The sequence below is a fragment of the Kosakonia sp. CFBP8986 genome (genome assembly GCF_034044935.1).
Classification (GTDB): Bacteria; Pseudomonadota; Gammaproteobacteria; order Enterobacterales; family Enterobacteriaceae; genus Kosakonia; species Kosakonia cowanii.
Map to the genome: position 1 here is coordinate 436,049 of NZ_JAXCXB010000003.1, position 18,548 is coordinate 454,596.

Below are 18,548 nucleotides of genomic sequence, written 5' to 3' on the forward strand. Positions count from 1 at the left end.
ACGTGGCGCGTTACGGGATGCCCGGTTAGCATTAACCCCTGTATGCGGCATGATGCTGTAAAAATGTGACAGATAAGAGGAAAGAGCTGTGCAGAGAGCTAAACATGCCGCCTGGCGGTTAGCGGCGGCCTGCGTGTGTTTGCTGTCCTTCAGCAATGCGGCGCGGGCGGACTCACTGGATGAACAACGCGATCGGTATGCGCAAATCAAAAGCGCCTGGGACAACAACCAGATGGACGTTGTGCAGCAGCTAATGCCGACGCTGCAAACTTATCCCCTTTACCCCTACCTGCAATACCGGCAGATCACCGACGATTTGATGAGCGAACCGGCGCTCACTGTCACCCAGTTTGTGCAGCAGTATCCGACGCTGCCCGCCGCGCGGACGTTGAAAAACCGCTTTGTGAATGAGCTGGCGCGGCGTCAGGACTGGCAGGGTTTGTTGGCCTTTAGCCCGGACAAACCCACGACCACCGAGGCGCAGTGCAACTACTACTTCGCTAAATGGAACAGCGGCCAGGCGGATGAAGCCTGGGCGGGCGCGAAGGATCTTTGGCTGAGCGGCAAAAGCCAGCCCAACGCCTGCGATCAGCTGTTTGGTGCGTGGCGCGCATCGGGCAAACAGGATCCGCTTGCTTACCTGGAGCGGATCCGCCTGGCGATGAAAGCCGGCAATACGCGGCTTGTTACGCTGCTGGCGAGCCAGATGCCGCCCGATTACCAGACCATCTCGTCGGCGATCGTGACGCTCGCCAACGATCCGATGACGGTGATGAGTTTCGCTACCACCACCGGAGCGACGGACTTTACGCGCCAGATGGCGGCAGAAGCGTTTGAAAGCGTGGCGCGCCAGGATGTGGAAAATGCCCGGCTGATGATCCCGTCGCTGGCGCAGGCGCAAAAACTCAACGAAGAGCAGACGCAGCAGCTACGCGAGACGGTCGCGTGGCGGCTGATGGGCAATGATGTTACCAGCGAGCAGGCGCGCTGGCGCGACGATACGATTATGCGTTCGCAATCCATTTCACTGCTGGAGCGGCGTGTTCGTATGGCGCTCAGTAATGGCGACCGCCGCGGGCTGAATACCTGGCTTTCGCGCCTGCCGATGGAGGCGAAAGAGAAAGATGAGTGGCGCTACTGGCAGGCAGATCTGCTGCTGGAGCGCGGGCGTGAAAACGACGCCAAAGAGATCCTCCATGCGCTGATGCAGCAGCGCGGCTTCTACCCGATGGCCGCCGCACAGCGACTCGGCGAAGCGTATCAGTTGAAGATAGATAAGGCTGATGGCAACGTCGATCCGACCCTGTTGCAGAGTGCAGAGATGGCGCGCGTGCGCGAGCTGATGTACTGGAAGATGGATAACACCGCGCGCGGCGAGTGGGCGAATCTGGTCTCCAGCCGCAGCCAGCAACAGCAGGCGCAGCTGGCGCGCTATGCTTTTGAGCAGCAGTGGTGGGATCTGAGCGTGCAGGCGACGATCAGCGGCAAGTTGTGGGATCAGTTAGAGGAGCGTTTCCCGCTGGCGTATCGCGATCTCTATACGCGCTATACCGGCGATAAGCAGATTTCGCCGAGTTATGCGATGGCTATCTCTCGCCAAGAGAGTGCGTGGAACCCGACGGCGCGCTCGCCGGTCGGCGCGAGCGGGCTGATGCAAATTATGCCTGCTACCGCCACGCACACCGTGAAGATGTTTTCGATCCCGGGCTACAGTAACTCCAGCCAGCTCTTCGATCCGGAAACCAACATCAAGATCGGCACCAGCTATCTGCAGTATGTCTACCAGCAGTTTGGCGATAACCGTATTTTTGCCTCGGCGGCTTATAACGCCGGGCCGGGAAGGGTGCGTAGCTGGCTGAATAACAGCGGCGGCAAGCTGGATGCGGTGGCGTTTATCGAGAGTATTCCCTTCTCGGAAACGCGCGGTTATGTGAAAAACGTGCTGGCTTATGATGCCTACTACCGTTACTTCCTGCAGGACGAGAAAGCGACCATCCTCAGTGACGCTGAATGGCAGCGCCGTTACTGATTAGTGTGGTTTATGCTATGCTGCGTACTCATGCACGAGTACGCAGCATAAAAATCCCTAACACGGCGACAAACTATGACTCAGCAATCCCCCTATTCAGCGGCGATGGCCGAACAGCGCGAGCAGGAGTGGCAACGCTTTGTTGATCTGCTCAGGCAGGCGTACGACAACGAACTGCATATCCCATTGCTTAACCTGATGCTTACGCCGGACGAGCGTGAAGCGCTGGGCACGCGGGTGCGTATTATCGAAGAGCTGTTGCGCGGCGAGATGAGCCAGCGCGAGTTGAAAAACGAGCTTGGCGCGGGCATTGCGACCATCACGCGCGGCTCCAACAGCCTGAAAGCCGCGCCGACGGATTTACGTCTGTGGCTGGAAAAAGCGTTACTTAACGCTCAGCGATAAACGGCGTTATGGAACGGGCTGAGCGCTAAAATCACCGCCTGGTGATAGACGCTTTCGCGGGTCAGCGCCCCGGCGGTAAAGACGCCGATGGCTCCCTCTTTGCGGCCAATCTCATCAATGCCGGTATAGCGTGACATCACCGGCCCCAGCGCTTCGCCAACGTTCACATCGCGCAGAATCACCTCCGGCAGCGGTAGCGTTGCCGAGCGGGATTCGCCGGTTAACTCGCCATTCTCAATCACCACCCAACTGAAGGTGCTTCCTTCATCAATACCCGCTTCGATTGCCACCCAAAAATCCGCGTTCGGCTGCGCCGCGCGCGCGTTTCGCACGCGGTTTCGTGCGCCAGCTCGCGTTTCTTCACTGCCGAAGGGTTGTTCCGGGACGCCGCTCTCGACGGAAATAGCGGCAATATGGCAGCATCCTTCGCCGAAAATCTGGTTAAAACCGTGCAGAATCGCCCGAATTTTGGCGGGATTGGTGGTAGCGCAGACAACTTGGTGCATAATCATCTAAGGCATGTCCGAGAGGAAACTGCTTTTCCCGTGCGGACTTGAGCCTTCCTCAGAGAAATAAATTCATCGCAGTATAATGGATAACAATACATGTTACAGGTATACCTTGTTCGCCACGGTGAAACCCTTTGGAACGCCGAGCGTCGTATTCAAGGCCAGTCTGACAGTCCGTTAACCGACAAGGGCGAAACACAGGCCCGACAGGTGGCGGAACGCGCGAAAGCACTGGGCATCACCCACATTATCACCAGCGACCTGGGGCGTACGCGCCGCACGGCGGAGATTATCGCGGACATTTGCGGCTGCGACGTGACGCTGGAACCGCGCCTGCGCGAGCTCAATATGGGCGTGCTGGAGCGACGCCCCCTTGACTCTTTAACCGAAGAGGAAGAGGGCTGGCGTCGTCAACTGGTCAACGGCACCGCAGATGGCCGCATTCCCGAAGGCGAATCAATGCAGGAGTTGAGCGATCGTATGCATGCCGCGCTGGCAGCCTGTCTCGAATTGCCACAAGGCAGCCGTCCGCTGCTGGTGAGCCACGGCATGGCGCTGGGGTGTCTGGTGAGCACGATTCTTGGCTTGCCGGCTTATGCCGAGCGCCGTTTGCGCCTGCGCAACTGCTCCATCTCCCGCATCGACTATCAGCAGAGCCCATGGCTGGCGTCAGGCTGGGTGGTGGAAACCGCAGGCGACGTCTCGCATCTGGACGCCCCTGCGCTCGATGAGATGCAGCGTTAACGGCGGATAGGGATCAGATACTCGCAGCGAATGTGCGTCGGCGGTTCACGATCGTTGGTGGCGTTGCGTTGCGGGTAGAAGTGTTCGATATCCTGGCCTTTACGACGCGTCAGCTGCAGCATCGGCATGCAGGTGCCGTAGACGGTCAGGATAAACTCCTGCAACCCTTCCGGTGCGCCATCATAGGAGAAGGCAACATAGTCTCCCCCTTCCAGCGCGACCGGCTGAGCGTTGCTCAGGTAACCATTCGCCTGCTCCGGCGTCAGGGCGGTGGTGTAAAAGACTTCCTGCTCGTCATCTTTTTCCTGGCTTGGCCGCGGCTCGTGCAGGCCGTACAGCTCATCCGGGATGGTAGGCGCATTGCTTAAAAACTCGCGCCAGAACTGGATACGCATCTGGTTACGAAAATCGGAGATCTCCTCCAGCGCGCAGGTGTAGCTTTGCGTGGTGCCGATAAGCTTCATCGGTGGCAGCGTGACAAAGTTGTGCGTCGGTAAGGCGAACTCGCCCAGACGCAGCGGCGGCCGGATGCCAAACGAGTTCCAGTCCGGTGAACGGCGATAAAGCGCTGGGGTAACGGCAAACTGTTTTTTAAACGCGCGGGTAAAGGTTTGTTGGGAATCGAAGCGATACTGTAGCGCGATATCAAGAATCGGGCGGGCGGTAAGACGCAGCGCAACGGCGGATTTCGACAAACGGCGGGCGCGGATATAGGCGCCGATAGCGTGGCCTGTGACATCCTTGAACATCCTTTGCAAATGCCACTTGGAATAACCCGCTTTTGCCGCCACATTATCTAACGACAGCGGCTGATCGAGATGGCCTTCCAGCCAGGCAAGTAAGTCGCGAATGATGCCAGCCTGATCCATAAAATATCCTCTTCCATAGCACAGCAGCGGTGAACGCTTGATATCAGGGGAGGGATAATAGCGGGTTTTAAGGGGTTTAGCATGCAGTGTTTTTTTTGCGCTGACCCGCGCATTGTGACTGATTTTAATCATAAATTTTGTAAATGGGTGATCTGCAAACAGTTTCTCATATGAAAACTGAATAGTTGCGCAACGTAATATTCAAAAATGGTAACAATATGAAATATACAAAGTTTGTTATTCCTGCTCTCCTGTTGACCTCACTAGCTTCCGCACAGGCGGAGCAGATTGGATCGGTGGATACGGTGTTTAAGATTTTCGGCCCTGATCACAAAATCGTGGTGGAAGCGTTCGACGATCCCGATGTGAAGAATGTCACCTGCTACATCAGCCGGGCAAAAACCGGCGGCATCAAAGGCGGGTTAGGGTTAGCGGAGGATACCTCCGATGCTGCGATCTCCTGCCAGCAGGTAGGGCCGGTTGAGCTGAGCGATAAAATCAAGAACGGCAAAGCGCAGGGCGACGTCGTGTTCCAGAAGCGCACCTCTTTAGTTTTCAAAAAGTTACAGGTGGTTCGTTTTTACGATGCCAAACGTAACGCGCTGGCCTATTTAGCCTACTCCGATAAAGTGGTCGAAGGTTCACCGAAGAACGCCATTAGCGCGGTGCCGATCATGCCGTGGGGTAAATAAGCAACGTGTCTATGCCGCAACCGCTGATTTGGCTGGTGGAAGATGAAGCCAGCATCGCTGAAACCTTACTCTATATGCTGCAACAGGATGGGTTTGCTGTCACCGCGTTTGAGCGGGGATTACCGGTACTGGATGCAGCGGCGCAGCGGTTGCCCGAATTGGTCATCCTTGATGTTGGCCTGCCGGATATCAGCGGTTTTGAGCTGTGCCGGCGTCTGCTGGCGCGCGCACCCGCGCTGCCGGTGCTGTTTCTGACCGCGCGCAGTGAAGAGGTCGACAAACTGCTGGGGCTAGAGATGGGCGCGGATGACTATATCGCCAAACCCTTCTCGCCGCGCGAAGTGTGCGCCCGCGTGCGCACCGTGTTGCGTAGGTTGCAGAAAGCGTCGCTGCATAGCGACCGTATCCGCGTCGGCGAGTTTGAACTGGATGAAACGGCGGCGATTATCCTCTGGTGCGGCGAAACGCTGAACCTGACGCGGTATGAGTTCCTGTTAATGAAAACACTATTGCAGGCGCCGGGCAGGATCTTCTCGCGCCAGCAGTTGATGGACCAGGTCTGGTGCGATGGGCAAGAGAGCTTTGATCGTACTGTCGACACACATATCAAAACGCTGCGCGCCAAGCTGCGCGCAATCAATCCTGAACTGACGCCAATCAATACCCATCGCGGCATGGGTTACAGCCTGGGGCTGCGCTGATGCGTATCGGCATGCGCCTGCTGCTGGGCTACTTCCTGATTGTGGCGGTGGCCGCCTGGTTTGTGCTGTTTATCTTCGTACAGGAGATCAAACCCGGCGTGCGTCGCGCCACCGAAGGCACGCTGATTGATACCGCGACATTGCTGGCGGAGTTTGCCCGCGAGGATCTTCGCAGCGGGCATGCGCAGGATGGGCGACTGGCGCAGGCCTTTTCCACCCTTCATCAGCACCCGATTAACGCCCATATCAACGGCATTCACAAAGTGCGCAATGAGTACCATGTCTATATGACGGACGCGAGCGGGCGCGTGGTATTTGATTCGACGGGCAAGGCGCTGGGCGAGGACTATTCGCGCTGGAATGATGTCTGGTTAACGCTGCGCGGGCAGTATGGCGCGCGTAGCTCACCATTGGTTGCGGGCGATCCGCAAAGTACGGTGATGTATGTCGCTGCGCCTGTGACGGATGCGGGGCGCATCATTGGCGTGGTGAGCGTCGGTAAGCCCAACAGCGCCATGGATCCGGTGATAAAACGCAGCGAGCGGCGCATTTTGTGGGCCGGCGGCGCGCTGCTTGGCATTGCGCTGCTGATTGGCGGGGCAATGGTCTGGTGGATCAACCGCGCGATCGGCAAGCTCGCTCGTTATGCGGATTCGGTAACCGAAGACCGCCCGGTGCCACTGCCCGAGCTGGGCAGCAGTGAACTGCGCAAACTGGCGCAGGCGCTGGAGAGCATGCGCGTCAAGCTGGAGGGGAAAAACTACATCGAGCAGTATGTTTACGCGCTGACCCATGAACTGAAAAGCCCGCTGGCGGCGATCCGCGGCGCGGCGGAGATCCTGCGTGAACATCCTCCCCAGCCAGTCGCGACCCGCTTCACCGAGAATATTCTTGCGCAGAATAGCCGTATGCAGCGCCTGGTTGAGAAGCTGCTGCACCAGGCGAAGCTGGAGAACCGTCTGGAGATCGCCTTTGTGCCTGTTGAGATGAGTGTGTTGTTTCAGCAATTGCAGGAGGAGCGAAGCGCGGTGGCAGCGGCAAAGGCACTAAACATTGTTTTTGAAGCCAACGATGCAGTGGTAGCAGGTGACAAAGAGCTACTGGCGCAGGCGGTGGGAAACCTGCTGGATAATGCCATCGACTTTACACCTGCTGGTGGCAATATTGTGCTGCGCGCCGCAGAGGAAGCCGACAAGGTGGTGATTACCGTGAGCGACAGCGGCGGCGGCATCCCTGATTACGCGCTGCCGCGCATCTTTGAGCGCTTCTACTCCTTGCCGCGCGGGAACGGGCAGAAGAGCAGCGGATTAGGGCTGGCATTTGTCCAGGAGGTCGCGCGCTTGCATCACGGCGCTATCACTGTTTCCAACCGTGCGGAAGGAGGCTGCGAAGCCCGTCTGACACTTCACCCTCACTTCACATAACTTCAAATGCTTCACACATAGCCTCGTTATGCTGCGCGCATCACTAAGGAGAAGGCTATGTTGAAATCCCCCCTGTTCTGGAAAATGGTTACGCTGGCAAGTTGCCTGTGTGTGTTACTTATCCCGCTGACAATGCTCAGCAGCCTGATTGGCGAGCGCGCCGATTATCGACATGAAGTGACCGATACGCTGCGCCAGAGCAGCGCCGGCTCGCAAAAATTGATTGGCCCGCTGATCGCCATTCCGGTGACGGAAACCACCGTATCGCTGGAGAGCAGCGGCGAAAACGAACCGCCGAAAGAGATACGCCGTAAGCAAAGTTTCATCCGCTTATGGTTGCCGGAATCGCTGATGGTCAACGGCAATCAGCAGGTTGAAACGCGCAAAATTGGTATCTATGACGGGCAGCTCTGGCACAACAACATTGATATTAACGCCGAGTTCGACCCGAAGCGGCTGGATATCAAACCGAGTGAAAATGTGACGCTTGGCGAGCCGTTTATCGTGCTGGCGGTGAGCGACTCACGCGGCATTGGCCTGGTGCGCAGCACAAGTGTGAATGGCGAAGCGCTGCGCGTCGAGCCGGGCACTGGGTTGACGAGCGATCTGCAGGGTGTGCATATGCCGCTGGCGAGCCTGCAAAAACCGCTCAAGCTGGCGATGTCGTTCAATCTGAGTGGAACCGGTGAATTTTCCGTTGTGCCGCTTGGCCGTAATAGCGAGATGGCGCTGAAGGGCGACTGGCCGCACCCGGGTTTTATGGGCGATTTCCTGCCGGAAAAACGTGAAGTGAGCGAGAGCGGATTCCAGGCGCACTGGCAGAGCAGCTGGTTTGCCAACAATCTGGACAGTAAAGTGCGCGATATGACCGTGCTCTCCAGTAAGAACAACTGGGAACTGCCGGCGTTCAGCGTCAATATCGTCACCCAGGCGGATCAGTATCAGCTGACTGACCGAGCGATAAAGTACGCCATCCTGCTGATCGTACTGACTTTCCTGGCCTTCTTCGTGTTTGAAAGCCTTACCGCGCGGCAGATGCACCCGATGCAATATCTGCTGGTTGGTCTGTCGCTGGTGATGTTTTACCTGGTATTACTGGCGCTCTCTGAACATACCGGATTTACCGTCGCGTGGATTATTGCCAGCCTGCTCGGTGCGCTGTTGAACGGATTCTATCTGCAGGGCGTAATGAAAAGCTGGCGTGCCAGTCTGAGCTTTACCGCCGCGCTACTGCTGCTTGATGGGGTGATGTGGGGGCTGCTCAACTCTGAGGATAATGCGCTCTTGCTGGGAACCGGCGTGCTGTTTGTGGCGCTGACTGCGGTGATGTTCCTGACACGTAAATTTGACTGGTACGCACTGTCAGCGGCAGGGATAAAACGGATCGCAGCTGAGCCTGCGAAGGAAGATGAGTTAAGGATCTGGAAATAAAAAAAGCGGCGCACTGCGCCGCTTTTTCGTTTGCGTTCGTTTATTCCTGCAGATCGCCGCAGAAGCGGTAACCTTCGCCATGAATGGTGGCGATAATTTCTGGCGTATCCGGCGTTGATTCAAAGTGCTTACGGATACGGCGGATGGTGACATCCACGGTACGATCGTGCGGTTTCAACTCACGCCCGGTCATTTTTTTCAGCAGCTCAGCACGCGACTGAATCTTGCCCGGGTTTTCGCAGAAGTGCAGCATCGCGCGGAACTCACTGCGCGGCAGCTTATACTGCTCGCCGTTCGGGCTAATCAGCGAACGACTGTTGATATCCAGCTCCCAGCCATTGAATTTGTAGCTATCGACGCTGCGGCGCTCTTCGCTGATGGTACCGAGATTCATGGTACGGGACAGCAGGTTGCGCGCGCGGATAGTCAATTCACGCGGGTTAAAAGGTTTAGTGATGTAATCGTCAGCGCCAATTTCAAGACCGAGGATCTTATCGACCTCGTTGTCGCGACCGGTCAGAAACATCAGCGCGACATTTGCTTGCTCACGCAGCTCACGCGCCAGTAAAAGACCATTTTTACCCGGCAGATTGATATCCATAATCACCAGGTTTACATCGTGTTCAGAAAGGATCTGATGCATTTCAGCGCCATCAGTCGCTTCAAAGACATCGTAGCCTTCTGCTTCGAAAATGCTTTTCAACGTGTTGCGTGTTACCAACTCGTCTTCAACAATAAGAATGTGCGGGATCTGCATGTTTGCTACCTAAATTGCCAACTAAATCGAAACAGGAAGTACAAAAGTCCCTGACCAGCCTGGTGCATGTCGAAAATTAACATGACGGCATAACATGACTAAAGTACGTAATTGCGTTCTTGATGCACTTTCCATCAACGTCAACAACATCATTAGCTTGGTCGTGGGCACTTTCCCTCTGAACCCGACAGTGTCAAAAACGGCTGTCATCCTAACCATTTTAACAGCAACATAACAGGCTAAGACGCAAATGACACCCAATAAAACTACGCTTCGTTGACATATATCAAGTTCAATTGTAGCACGTTAACACTTTAGCGAAATTCTGATAGCCAGCTGCTAGCTTCTATTACAAATTTTCAATAAACCAAGTAGTTGCGTGCGCTAATTGATAAATAGCCTGAATCCAACACAGGCAGACATTTCTGTATTAAAATGCCAAGAAGAAACAGAGGGATATGCCCGTTCTGTTAACATCTTAACAGGTAATATTGCTGATAAACAGTTTAGCTTTTTTTAAGCGTAGAGATGGGTCAGATCGGCGATTAGTGTTATGTAATTGTAAATTCGCACCGCGTAATATGTTGATTGATGTCACATTTTTTCGGCGGGCATGAAAAAAGAAGGTTTCGATGCAACTGGCAATTGTTCTTGTCTCTCCCGCGCGAGCGGAAAACGTCGGCGCAGCGGCGCGCGCCATGAAAACGATGGGCTTTACTGACTTACGTATCGTCGACAGCGAGGTCCATTTACAGGAGGCTGCACGGCGCGTTGCGCACGGTTCGGGCGACATTCTTGATAATGCGAAACACTACGCCACGCTCGCCGACGCGCTGGCTGATATTCCTTTCACCATTGCTACTACCGCGCGCAGTCGGGCGAAATTTCACTATTACGCGACGCCTGAGCAGCTTGTGCCGCTATTAGAGGAAAAAAGTACCTGGCTTAGCGGTGCGGCGCTGGTTTTTGGGCGCGAGGATTCCGGGCTGACCAATGATGAACTGGCGCTGGCGGATATTTTAACCGGCGTGCCGATGGCGGCAGATTACCCTTCGCTTAATCTCGGCCAGGCGGTGATGGTATTTTGCTATCAATTATCTGCGTTAATGCAAAGGGCGCCACAAACCATTTCTCAGGTTGATGATAACCAGTTAAGCGCACTGCGTTTGCGGGCACATAATTTACTCAAAAAATTAGACGTGGTTGACGATATGAAAATGGTCGACTGGCTGGATCAGCGGCTTGGCTTACTTGAGCAGCGCGACACCGCCATGTTGCACCGTTTGCTTCACGATATCGAAAAAAAGCTTATCGAGTAACGCGCTGTAATAAGATTCTTTTATAGCTGAAGATGCTGCGATATCGATTTCCCATCGCCCTGATCGGGCTGTAAACGGCTCCGCTTTTAGCGCAGACGGGAATTGAATAAATTCTGCATAAATAAAAAATAAATTGACTTAAGCAGGCAGATACTTTAACCAATATAGGCATACAGCACAGACAGATAATAATACAGAGCACAACATCCATGGCACGCATCTGCACGATTACCACTATTACAACCATCACCATTACCACAGGTAACGGTGCGGGCTGACGCGTACAGGAAATACTGAAAAAAGCCCGCACCTGAACAGTGCGGGCTTTTTTTTCGAGCAAAAATCAAGGGGTAAAGCATGAGAGTGTTGAAGTTCGGCGGTACATCAGTGGCAAATGCGGAGCGTTTTCTGCGTGTTGCCGATATTTTGGAAAGTAATGCCAGGCAGGGGCAAGTCGCAACCGTACTCTCTGCTCCCGCAAAAATTACCAACCATCTTGTCGCGATGATTGAAAAAACCATCTCCGGACAGGATGCAATTCCCAACATTAGCGATGCGGAGCGGATTTTCTCCGAGCTGCTGCAGGGGCTTTCAGATGCGCAGCCCGGCTTTCCGCTCGCACAACTCAAAACCGTGGTCGATGCCGAGTTCGCGCAGATCAAACATGTTCTGCACGGCATCAGTCTGCTGGGCCAGTGCCCGGACAGCATTAACGCTGCGCTCATCTGCCGGGGTGAAAAGCTCTCTATCGCGATCATGGCCGGGCTGCTGGAAGCACGCGGTCACAAAGTGACGGTTATCGATCCGGTCGAAAAACTGCTCGCGGTCGGGCACTATCTCGAATCGACGGTCGATATCGCTGAATCCACGCGCCGTATCGAAGCGAGCCGTATTCCGCAGGATCATATGGTGCTGATGGCCGGTTTCACCGCCGGGAATGAGAAGGGCGAACTGGTGGTGCTCGGGCGTAACGGCTCCGATTACTCCGCCGCCGTGCTGGCCGCATGTTTACGCGCCGACTGTTGTGAGATCTGGACGGATGTCGACGGCGTATATACCTGCGACCCGCGCCAGGTGCCGGACGCAAGGCTGCTGAAGTCGATGTCCTATCAGGAAGCCATGGAGCTCTCCTACTTCGGCGCTAAAGTTCTTCACCCCCGCACCATTACCCCCATCGCCCAGTTCCAGATCCCATGCCTGATTAAAAACACCGGCAACCCGCAAGCACCAGGTACGCTGATTGGCGCCACCTCGGATGACGATGCATTGCCGGTCAAGGGCATCTCGAATCTTAACAATATGGCGATGTTCAGCGTTTCCGGTCCGGGAATGAAAGGCATGGTCGGCATGGCCGCCCGCGTCTTCGCCACTATGTCGCGCAACGGCATCTCCGTTGTGCTGATCACCCAATCTTCATCCGAATACAGCATCAGCTTCTGCGTGCCGCAGTCCGACTGCGCCCGTGCGCAGCGCGCGATGAGTGAAGAGTTCTATCTTGAACTGAAAGAGGGATTACTGGAGCCGCTCGCGGTAATGGAGCGTCTGGCGATCATCTCCGTTGTCGGTGACGGCATGCGCACCTTACGCGGCATCTCGGCGAAATTCTTTGCCGCACTGGCGCGTGCCAATATCAATATCGTGGCAATTGCCCAGGGCTCCTCTGAGCGCTCCATCTCTGTTGTAGTCAGTAATGACGATGCCACCACTGGCGTGCGCGTCACCCACCAGATGTTGTTCAACACCGATCAGGTGATTGAAGTCTTTGTGATCGGCGTCGGCGGCGTTGGCGGCGCATTGCTGGAACAGCTGAAGCGCCAGCAAACGTGGCTGAAGAGTAAGCATATCGATCTACGTGTCTGCGGCGTCGCTAACTCAAGAGCGCTGCTGACCAATGTTCACGGGTTGAATCTGGATAACTGGCAGGCCGAGCTTGCCGAAGCGAAGGAGCCGTTTAACCTTGGCCGACTGATTCGTCTGGTGAAGGAGTACCACCTGCTGAACCCGGTGATCGTCGATTGCACCTCCAACCAGGCGGTCGCCGATCAGTATGCCGACTTCCTGCGCGAAGGTTTCCACGTCGTCACGCCGAACAAAAAAGCGAACACCTCGTCGATGGATTACTACCATCAGCTGCGCCGCGCCGCAGAGAAATCGCGCCGCAAATTCCTCTATGACACCAACGTTGGCGCGGGTCTGCCGGTGATTGAAAACCTGCAAAACCTGCTTAACGCCGGCGATGAACTGCAACGCTTCTCAGGTATTCTCTCCGGCTCTTTATCCTTTATTTTCGGTAAGCTCGACGAAGGGATGAGCCTGTCGGAAGCAACAAAAGTGGCGCGGGAGATGGGCTACACCGAGCCGGATCCGCGTGACGATCTCTCCGGCATGGATGTCGCACGTAAGCTGTTGATCCTGGCCCGTGAAACCGGGCGCGAGCTGGAGCTGACGGATATCGTGATCGAGCCGGTGCTCCCAGCAAGCTTCGATGATTCTGGCGATGTCGACAGCTTTATGGCGCGTCTGCCATCGCTGGATGATGAGTTTGCCAGCCGCGTGGCGAAGGCCCGTGACGCCGGTAATGTGCTGCGTTATGTTGGCAACATTGAAGAGGATGGCACCTGCCGGGTGAAGATCGCTGAAGTCGATGGCAACGATCCGTTGTATAAAGTGAAAAACGGCGAGAACGCGCTGGCGTTTTACAGCCACTATTACCAGCCGTTGCCGCTGGTGCTGCGCGGTTACGGCGCGGGTAATGATGTTACGGCGGCGGGCGTGTTTGCCGACCTGCTGCGTACGCTTTCGTGGAAGTTAGGGGTCTGAGATGGTGAAGGTGTATGCGCCGGCGTCTAGCGCCAATATGAGCGTAGGGTTTGATGTCCTCGGCGCGGCGGTCACGCCCGTCGATGGCACGCTGTTAGGCGACACGGTGTCGGTGGAAGCCGCTGAACACTTTAGTCTGCAAAACAGAGGGCGTTTCGCCAGTAAATTACCGAGCGAAGCGCGGGAGAATATTGTCTATCAATGCTGGGAGCTCTTCTGCCAGGAGATTGGCAAGCAGGTGCCGGTAGCGATGACGCTGGAAAAAAACATGCCGATCGGCTCCGGTCTCGGCTCCAGCGCCTGTTCGGTCGTCGCGGCGCTGGTGGCGATGAACGAGTTTTGCGGTAAACCCCTTGATGAGACGCGCATGCTGGCGCTGATGGGGGAGCTGGAAGGGCGCATCTCCGGCAGCGTGCATTACGACAACGTCGCGCCTTGTTACCTCGGCGGCATGCAGTTGATGATCGAGGAAGGCGGCATTATCAGCCAGCAAGTGCCATGCTTTGATGAGTGGTTATGGGTGCTTGCCTACCCGGGCATTAAAGTCTCGACGGCAGAAGCGCGCGCCATTTTACCGGCGCAGTATCGCCGTCAGGAGTGTATTGCTCACGGGCGTCACCTGGCTGGATTTATTCATGCCTGTTACTCCCGCCAGCCCGCGCTGGCGGCGAAATTGATGAAAGATGTGATTGCCGAACCCTATCGCATGAAGTTGCTGCCAGGCTTTGAACAGGCGCGTCAGGCGGTGGCGGATATCGGCGCGCAGGCCTGCGGCATTTCTGGTTCGGGTCCAACGCTGTTTGCGTTGTGCGACAAGCCGGATACCGCGCAGCGCGTGGCCGACTGGCTCGGCAAACATTATCTGCAAAATCAGGAAGGCTTCGTTCATATTTGCCGGCTGGACACGGCGGGCGCAAGGGTAGTGGGATAACCAATGAAACTCTACAACTTAAAAGATCACAATGAGCAGGTCAGCTTCGCGCAGGCCGTCACACAAGGGCTTGGCAAAAATCAGGGGCTCTTCTTCCCGCACGATCTGCCGGAATTCAACCTGACGGAAATCGACGAGATGCTGGAGCAGGACTTCGTCAGCCGCAGCGCGAAGATCCTCTCCGCCTTTATCGGCGATGAGATCCCGCAGGAAGCGCTGGAAGCCCGCGTGCGTGCTGCGTTTGCCTTTCCTGCACCGGTAAAACCGGTCGAAAACGATATTGGCTGCCTTGAGCTGTTCCACGGGCCGACGCTGGCGTTTAAAGATTTCGGCGGGCGCTTTATGGCGCAGATGCTGAGCGCCATCAGCGGCGACAAACCGGTCACCATTCTGACTGCGACCTCTGGCGACACCGGCGCGGCCGTTGCTCATGCCTTCTACGGCATGAAGAATGTTCGCGTGGTGATCCTCTATCCGCAGGGCAAAATCAGCCCGCTGCAGGAGAAGCTCTTCTGCACGCTGGGTGGCAATATCGAAACGGTTGCCATTGATGCTGACTTCGACGCCTGCCAGGCGCTGGTTAAACAGGCCTTCGACGATGAAGAGCTGAAGAGCGCGCTGGGCCTCAACTCCGCCAACTCGATTAACATCAGCCGCCTGCTGGCGCAGGTGTGCTACTACTTCGAAGCGGTGGCGCAGTTGCCGCAAGAGGCGCGCAATCAGCTGGTGGTGTCGGTGCCAAGCGGCAACTTTGGCGATCTGACCGCCGGGCTGTTGGCGAAGTCACTCGGCCTGCCGGTGAAGCGTTTTATCGCCGCTACCAACGCTAACGACACCGTGCCGCGCTTTCTGAAAGAGGGCGAGTGGCAGCCAAAAGCGACGCAGGCGACACTGTCAAACGCCATGGATGTCAGCCAGCCGAACAACTGGCCGCGCGTGGAGGAGCTGTTCCGCCGTAAAATCTGGCGTCTGAACGAGCTGGGTTACGCGGCGGTGGATGATGAAACCACCAAAGCGACGATCGTTGAACTGAAGAAAAAGGGCTACGTCTCAGAGCCTCACGCCGCGATTGCTTACCGCGCCCTGCGCGATCAGCTTCATCCGGGTGAATATGGCCTGTTCCTCGGCACTGCGCATCCGGCGAAGTTCAAAGAGAGCGTGGAAGCTATCCTCGGCGAAACGCTGCCGCTGCCGAAAGAGCTGGCTGACCGTGCAGATCTGCCGCTGCTCTCTCACTCCCTGCCTGCGGATTTTGCGGCGTTACGCCAGCTGATGATGCAAAAAGCGTAATCTTAAGCGTCCTCCACCTGCGGGTGGGGGACGCTTTTCCGCTTACTGCTCGTGGCGTTTAAACACCAGCTCGTCTGGCGTTGAGGCCGTCTCATCAAAGAAGTACCCTTCGCGGTCAAAGCCCGTTAGCTGCTCCGGCTTCGTCAGACGCTGCTCAATGATGTAGCGGCTCATCAGGCCACGCGCTTTCTTGGCGTAGAAACTGATGACCTTAAACGTGCCGTTTTTCTCGTCGAGGAACACTGGTTTGATGATGCGCGCATTGAGCTTCTTCGGCTTCACGGCGCGGAAATACTCATCGGACGCCAGGTTAACCACAATCTCATCGCCCTGTTCGGCGAGCGCCTCATTCAGCGTGTCGGTGATGATATCGCCCCAGAACTGGTAGAGATCTTTGCCTCTCTCATTCTCAAAACGAATACCCATCTCCAGACGATAGGGCTGCATCAAATCGAGCGGACGCAGCACGCCATACAGGCCGGATAACATACGCAGGTGCTGCTGGGCGAAGTCAAAATCCGCGTCGCTGAAGGTTTCAGCCTGCAGGCCGGTATAAACATCGCCTTTAAACGCGAGCAATGCCTGACGCGCATTTTCCGGGGTGAAGTCGGGTTGCCAGTCGTGAAAACGGGTGGCGTTGAGGTCGGCGAGCTTGTCGCTTATCCCCATCAGCTTTTTAATCTGCGGCGCGGAAAGCGTGCGGGCGGTCTTAATCAGCTGTTGGGAATGGGCCAGCAGCGCTGGCTGGGTGTAGCGCTCGGTTGCCAGCGGGCTCTGGTAATCGAGCGTCTTGGCAGGTGAAATCAAAATCAGCATGCTCACTCCTTGCTGTGTGAGAAATTTCCGCTGACTTTAACAAAAAAATCACCTGGCTTGATCGATAGTTGCGATTAGCGAGACGGAGGGGGAAGCGAGTCCCAGCTGCCTGGCGCAAGTTGGCGCTGAATCTCCGGGTAACGCTGCGGGTTAAACACCGGTTCGATGCCCAGCTTGCGCTGGCGCAGGTAGTCGCCCGCCAGCAGCTTAACCACCGGCGACAGTAGCAGAATGGCCGTCAGGTTAATCATCGCCATCAGCGCCATCACCACATCAGCGATATGCCAAATTAGCGGTACGCTGACCAGCGAACCGCACAGCACCATTGCCACCACCACCCCACGCAGCAGCAGCAGGTTGCCCCGGCTATTGCGGCCTAAAAAGATCAGGTTGTTTTCGGCATAGAGGTAGTTCGCAAGGATCGAGGTAAAAGCGAACAGCAGTACCACCAGCGCGAGAAACCCGGCGCTCCAGCTGCCAGCAAGAGAGACCATCGCCTGCTGCATCAACTGGATACCGATAAGACTACTCTCCGTCTCCGTCGGCCCGCTACCTGCCAGCAGCAGCATCATCGCGCTGGCGGTACAGACCAGAAAGGTATCCGTCAGCACGCCAATCATCTGCACAATGCCCTGCGCAACCGGGTGGGGCGGGGAGGAGGCTGCCATCGCCGCAGCATTCGGCGAGGAGCCCATTCCGGCTTCGTTAGTCGACATGCTGCGCTGAAACCCGCTGGTCATCGCCTGGCTTAGTGTCCAGGCCATGGTGCCGGTCGCCGCCTCTTGCCAGCCGAAGGCACTTTTAAAAATGGTCTCGAAAACCTCTGGTAACAGGCTGGCATGCCAGAGGCTGATGCTGAAGCTCACCACAATCCATGCCAGCGCAATCAGCGGCACCATCCACTGCATCAGACGAGAGAGCACCGCCAGACCGCGGGTCATAAACAGGAGGCAGCCCACCGCCAGCACCAGGCCGGTCAGCGTGCCCGGCACCTGCCAGGCGAAGTGAACGGCGCGCGTCACTACGCTGGATTGAATGGTGTTAAACACCAGCCCATAAGCGAGGAGCAGGAAAATGGAGAAGAGTACGCCCATCCAGCGCATGCCAAGGCCGCGCGCCATATACCAGGCCGGGCCGCCGCGCAGTTGGTTATTGGCATCGCGCTCTTTATAGAGCTGCGCCAGCGCGCACTCGGCGAAGCTGGTCGCCATGCTGATAAGCGCCGCGATCCACATCCAGAAGATCGCGCCCGGGCCGCCGGCAGTGAGGGCAAACGCCACGCCCGCCAGGTTGCCGCTGCCTAAGCGCGTCGCCAGGCTCAGGCAGAGCGCCTGCCACGAGGTGAGGGCACCGGGCGGCACGCTGCGGCCGCTTTTCAGACTTTTGCCAAAGTCGCGGAAAAAACGAAAGGGAACAAACAGGCTGCGAAATGCAAACCAGATACCCGCCGCTGCCAGCAGGTATACCATCAGCGATCCCCACAGGATCTCACTGATAAAAGAGAAGAATTCTGGCATTAACGACCCTCTTGTCGATGCCGGGGGAGGTAACCTGCGACGGCGAGTTTACAACGGGCTTATCCCTTCGCAGGCAATTAATCAGGGAGTTTATCATACAATGCCACCTGCATTGTCTGCGGTTGCGCTGACAGGGCGTCGTGTTATCATCTTGCCAGACCGGTTACATCCCCCTAACAAGTATACTCGTCATACTTCTCGTTCAGGTGCGCTGGCAGCCTTTGCGCCCGACAAGCCATAAAGGCGTCATCGGTCTCGACGTGATTTATTCAGGGTATCGTTTAAAGAGAAACA

18 protein-coding genes and 1 other annotated feature are annotated in these 18,548 nt (G+C 56.3%); of the genes, 13 read left to right on the top strand and 5 right to left on the bottom strand.

Annotated features, from left to right (window positions below):
- The first annotated feature begins 88 nt into the window (after window positions 1–88).
- Window positions 89–2,029, top strand: a complete 1,941-nt coding sequence (gene sltY / locus SOM48_RS08790; protein ID WP_139567757.1) for a murein transglycosylase — start codon at window positions 89–91, stop codon at window positions 2,027–2,029.
- Between the two features lie 75 nt (window positions 2,030–2,104).
- Window positions 2,105–2,434, top strand: coding sequence for a trp operon repressor (trpR, locus tag SOM48_RS08795; protein ID WP_023480369.1), 330 nt, complete (start codon window positions 2,105–2,107; stop codon window positions 2,432–2,434).
- Here trpR and yjjX read toward each other — a convergent pair.
- Window positions 2,425–2,940, bottom strand: a complete 516-nt coding sequence (gene yjjX / locus SOM48_RS08800; RefSeq protein WP_320511847.1) for an inosine/xanthosine triphosphatase — start codon at window positions 2,938–2,940, stop codon at window positions 2,425–2,427. The genes trpR and yjjX overlap by 10 nt on opposite strands.
- 99 nt (window positions 2,941–3,039) lie before the next feature.
- Between yjjX and gpmB the strand changes: the two genes are divergently transcribed.
- Entirely contained in the window at window positions 3,040–3,687 is a 648-nt protein-coding gene (gene gpmB / locus SOM48_RS08805; RefSeq protein ID WP_023480352.1) for a 2,3-diphosphoglycerate-dependent phosphoglycerate mutase GpmB, read from the top strand.
- On the opposite strand, the gene robA is transcribed toward gpmB, so the two are convergent.
- Entirely contained in the window at window positions 3,684–4,556 is an 873-nt protein-coding gene (robA, locus tag SOM48_RS08810; RefSeq protein ID WP_076768931.1) for an MDR efflux pump AcrAB transcriptional activator RobA, read from the bottom strand. The two genes, gpmB and robA, sit on opposite strands and share 4 nt — an antisense overlap.
- Window positions 4,557–4,774: 218 nt before the next feature.
- On the opposite strand from robA, the gene creA reads away from it, so the two are divergent.
- The 4 genes from creA to creD are packed head-to-tail and all read left to right on the top strand — an operon-like array spanning window position 4,775 to window position 8,804.
- Window positions 4,775–5,248: a protein CreA gene (gene creA, locus SOM48_RS08815; protein ID WP_023480363.1), complete on the top strand. Its 474-nt coding sequence runs from the start codon at window positions 4,775–4,777 to the stop codon at window positions 5,246–5,248.
- A gap of 11 nt (window positions 5,249–5,259) precedes the next feature.
- Entirely contained in the window at window positions 5,260–5,949 is a 690-nt protein-coding gene (gene creB, locus SOM48_RS08820; protein WP_128483678.1) for a two-component system response regulator CreB, read from the top strand.
- On the top strand, window positions 5,949–7,373 hold the full coding sequence (creC, locus tag SOM48_RS08825; RefSeq protein ID WP_313354110.1) for a two-component system sensor histidine kinase CreC: 1,425 nt from the start codon (window positions 5,949–5,951) through the stop codon (window positions 7,371–7,373). Before creB ends, creC begins: the two co-directional genes overlap by 1 nt.
- 57 nt (window positions 7,374–7,430) lie before the next feature.
- Window positions 7,431–8,804: a cell envelope integrity protein CreD gene (gene creD / locus SOM48_RS08830; RefSeq protein WP_320511807.1), complete on the top strand. Its 1,374-nt coding sequence runs from the start codon at window positions 7,431–7,433 to the stop codon at window positions 8,802–8,804.
- A 40-nt stretch (window positions 8,805–8,844) separates the two neighbouring features.
- On the opposite strand, the gene arcA is transcribed toward creD, so the two are convergent.
- A complete protein-coding gene (arcA, locus tag SOM48_RS08835; protein ID WP_023480336.1) occupies window positions 8,845–9,561 on the bottom strand; it encodes a two-component system response regulator ArcA in 717 nt (238 codons plus the stop codon).
- A 94-nt stretch (window positions 9,562–9,655) separates the two neighbouring features.
- On the opposite strand from arcA, the gene yjjY reads away from it, so the two are divergent.
- From yjjY to thrC, 6 genes are all read left to right on the top strand, one after another.
- Window positions 9,656–9,796: a YjjY family protein gene (gene yjjY / locus SOM48_RS08840; RefSeq protein ID WP_086870418.1), complete on the top strand. Its 141-nt coding sequence runs from the start codon at window positions 9,656–9,658 to the stop codon at window positions 9,794–9,796.
- Window positions 9,797–10,193: 397 nt separating this feature from the next.
- The gene (locus SOM48_RS08845; RefSeq protein ID WP_312479821.1) at window positions 10,194–10,880 is read left to right on the top strand and encodes a tRNA/rRNA methyltransferase; all 687 of its coding nucleotides are present in this window, start codon (window positions 10,194–10,196) and stop codon (window positions 10,878–10,880) included.
- 209 nt (window positions 10,881–11,089) lie between these two features.
- Window positions 11,090–11,158 (top strand): thr operon leader peptide, encoded by a 69-nt coding sequence (gene thrL, locus SOM48_RS08850; protein WP_124971581.1) that lies wholly within the window; start codon window positions 11,090–11,092, stop codon window positions 11,156–11,158.
- Window positions 11,097–11,214 (top strand) — a sequence feature (Thr leader region). (Overlaps the previous gene by 62 nt.)
- 23 nt (window positions 11,215–11,237) lie before the next feature.
- The gene (gene thrA / locus SOM48_RS08855; protein ID WP_128483674.1) at window positions 11,238–13,700 is read left to right on the top strand and encodes a bifunctional aspartate kinase/homoserine dehydrogenase I; all 2,463 of its coding nucleotides are present in this window, start codon (window positions 11,238–11,240) and stop codon (window positions 13,698–13,700) included.
- Between the two features lies 1 nt (window position 13,701).
- Window positions 13,702–14,631, top strand: a complete 930-nt coding sequence (gene thrB / locus SOM48_RS08860) for a homoserine kinase (RefSeq protein ID WP_128483673.1) — start codon at window positions 13,702–13,704, stop codon at window positions 14,629–14,631.
- 3 nt (window positions 14,632–14,634) lie between these two features.
- On the top strand, window positions 14,635–15,921 hold the full coding sequence (thrC, locus tag SOM48_RS08865) for a threonine synthase (RefSeq protein WP_320511809.1): 1,287 nt from the start codon (window positions 14,635–14,637) through the stop codon (window positions 15,919–15,921).
- Between the two features lie 42 nt (window positions 15,922–15,963).
- On the opposite strand, the gene yaaA is transcribed toward thrC, so the two are convergent.
- Window positions 15,964–16,737 carry a peroxide stress protein YaaA gene (yaaA, locus tag SOM48_RS08870; RefSeq protein ID WP_094419323.1) on the bottom strand — a complete coding sequence of 258 codons (774 nt, stop codon included), beginning with the start codon at window positions 16,735–16,737 and terminating at the stop codon, window positions 15,964–15,966.
- A 74-nt stretch (window positions 16,738–16,811) separates the two neighbouring features.
- Complete coding sequence (locus SOM48_RS08875) at window positions 16,812–18,254, bottom strand: alanine/glycine:cation symporter family protein (RefSeq protein WP_139966668.1); 1,443 nt, start codon at window positions 18,252–18,254, stop codon at window positions 16,812–16,814.
- Between the last annotated feature and the right edge of the window lie 294 nt (window positions 18,255–18,548).

Coding starts and splice junctions, on each gene's coding strand:
- creA (WP_023480363.1), top strand. CDS start 4,775: ATGAAATATACAAAGTTTGTTATTCCTGCTCTCCTGTTGACCTCACTA.
- gpmB (WP_023480352.1), top strand. CDS start 3,040: ATGTTACAGGTATACCTTGTTCGCCACGGTGAAACCCTTTGGAACGCC.
- creD (WP_320511807.1), top strand. CDS start 7,431: ATGTTGAAATCCCCCCTGTTCTGGAAAATGGTTACGCTGGCAAGTTGC.
- yjjX (WP_320511847.1), bottom strand. CDS start 2,940: ATGCACCAAGTTGTCTGCGCTACCACCAATCCCGCCAAAATTCGGGCG.
- yjjY (WP_086870418.1), top strand. CDS start 9,656: ATGACTAAAGTACGTAATTGCGTTCTTGATGCACTTTCCATCAACGTC.
- arcA (WP_023480336.1), bottom strand. CDS start 9,561: ATGCAGATCCCGCACATTCTTATTGTTGAAGACGAGTTGGTAACACGC.
- thrC (WP_320511809.1), top strand. CDS start 14,635: ATGAAACTCTACAACTTAAAAGATCACAATGAGCAGGTCAGCTTCGCG.
- SOM48_RS08875 (WP_139966668.1), bottom strand. CDS start 18,254: ATGCCAGAATTCTTCTCTTTTATCAGTGAGATCCTGTGGGGATCGCTG.
- trpR (WP_023480369.1), top strand. CDS start 2,105: ATGACTCAGCAATCCCCCTATTCAGCGGCGATGGCCGAACAGCGCGAG.
- thrA (WP_128483674.1), top strand. CDS start 11,238: ATGAGAGTGTTGAAGTTCGGCGGTACATCAGTGGCAAATGCGGAGCGT.
- creB (WP_128483678.1), top strand. CDS start 5,260: ATGCCGCAACCGCTGATTTGGCTGGTGGAAGATGAAGCCAGCATCGCT.
- robA (WP_076768931.1), bottom strand. CDS start 4,556: ATGGATCAGGCTGGCATCATTCGCGACTTACTTGCCTGGCTGGAAGGC.
- creC (WP_313354110.1), top strand. CDS start 5,949: ATGCGTATCGGCATGCGCCTGCTGCTGGGCTACTTCCTGATTGTGGCG.
- thrB (WP_128483673.1), top strand. CDS start 13,702: ATGGTGAAGGTGTATGCGCCGGCGTCTAGCGCCAATATGAGCGTAGGG.
- SOM48_RS08845 (WP_312479821.1), top strand. CDS start 10,194: ATGCAACTGGCAATTGTTCTTGTCTCTCCCGCGCGAGCGGAAAACGTC.
- yaaA (WP_094419323.1), bottom strand. CDS start 16,737: ATGCTGATTTTGATTTCACCTGCCAAGACGCTCGATTACCAGAGCCCG.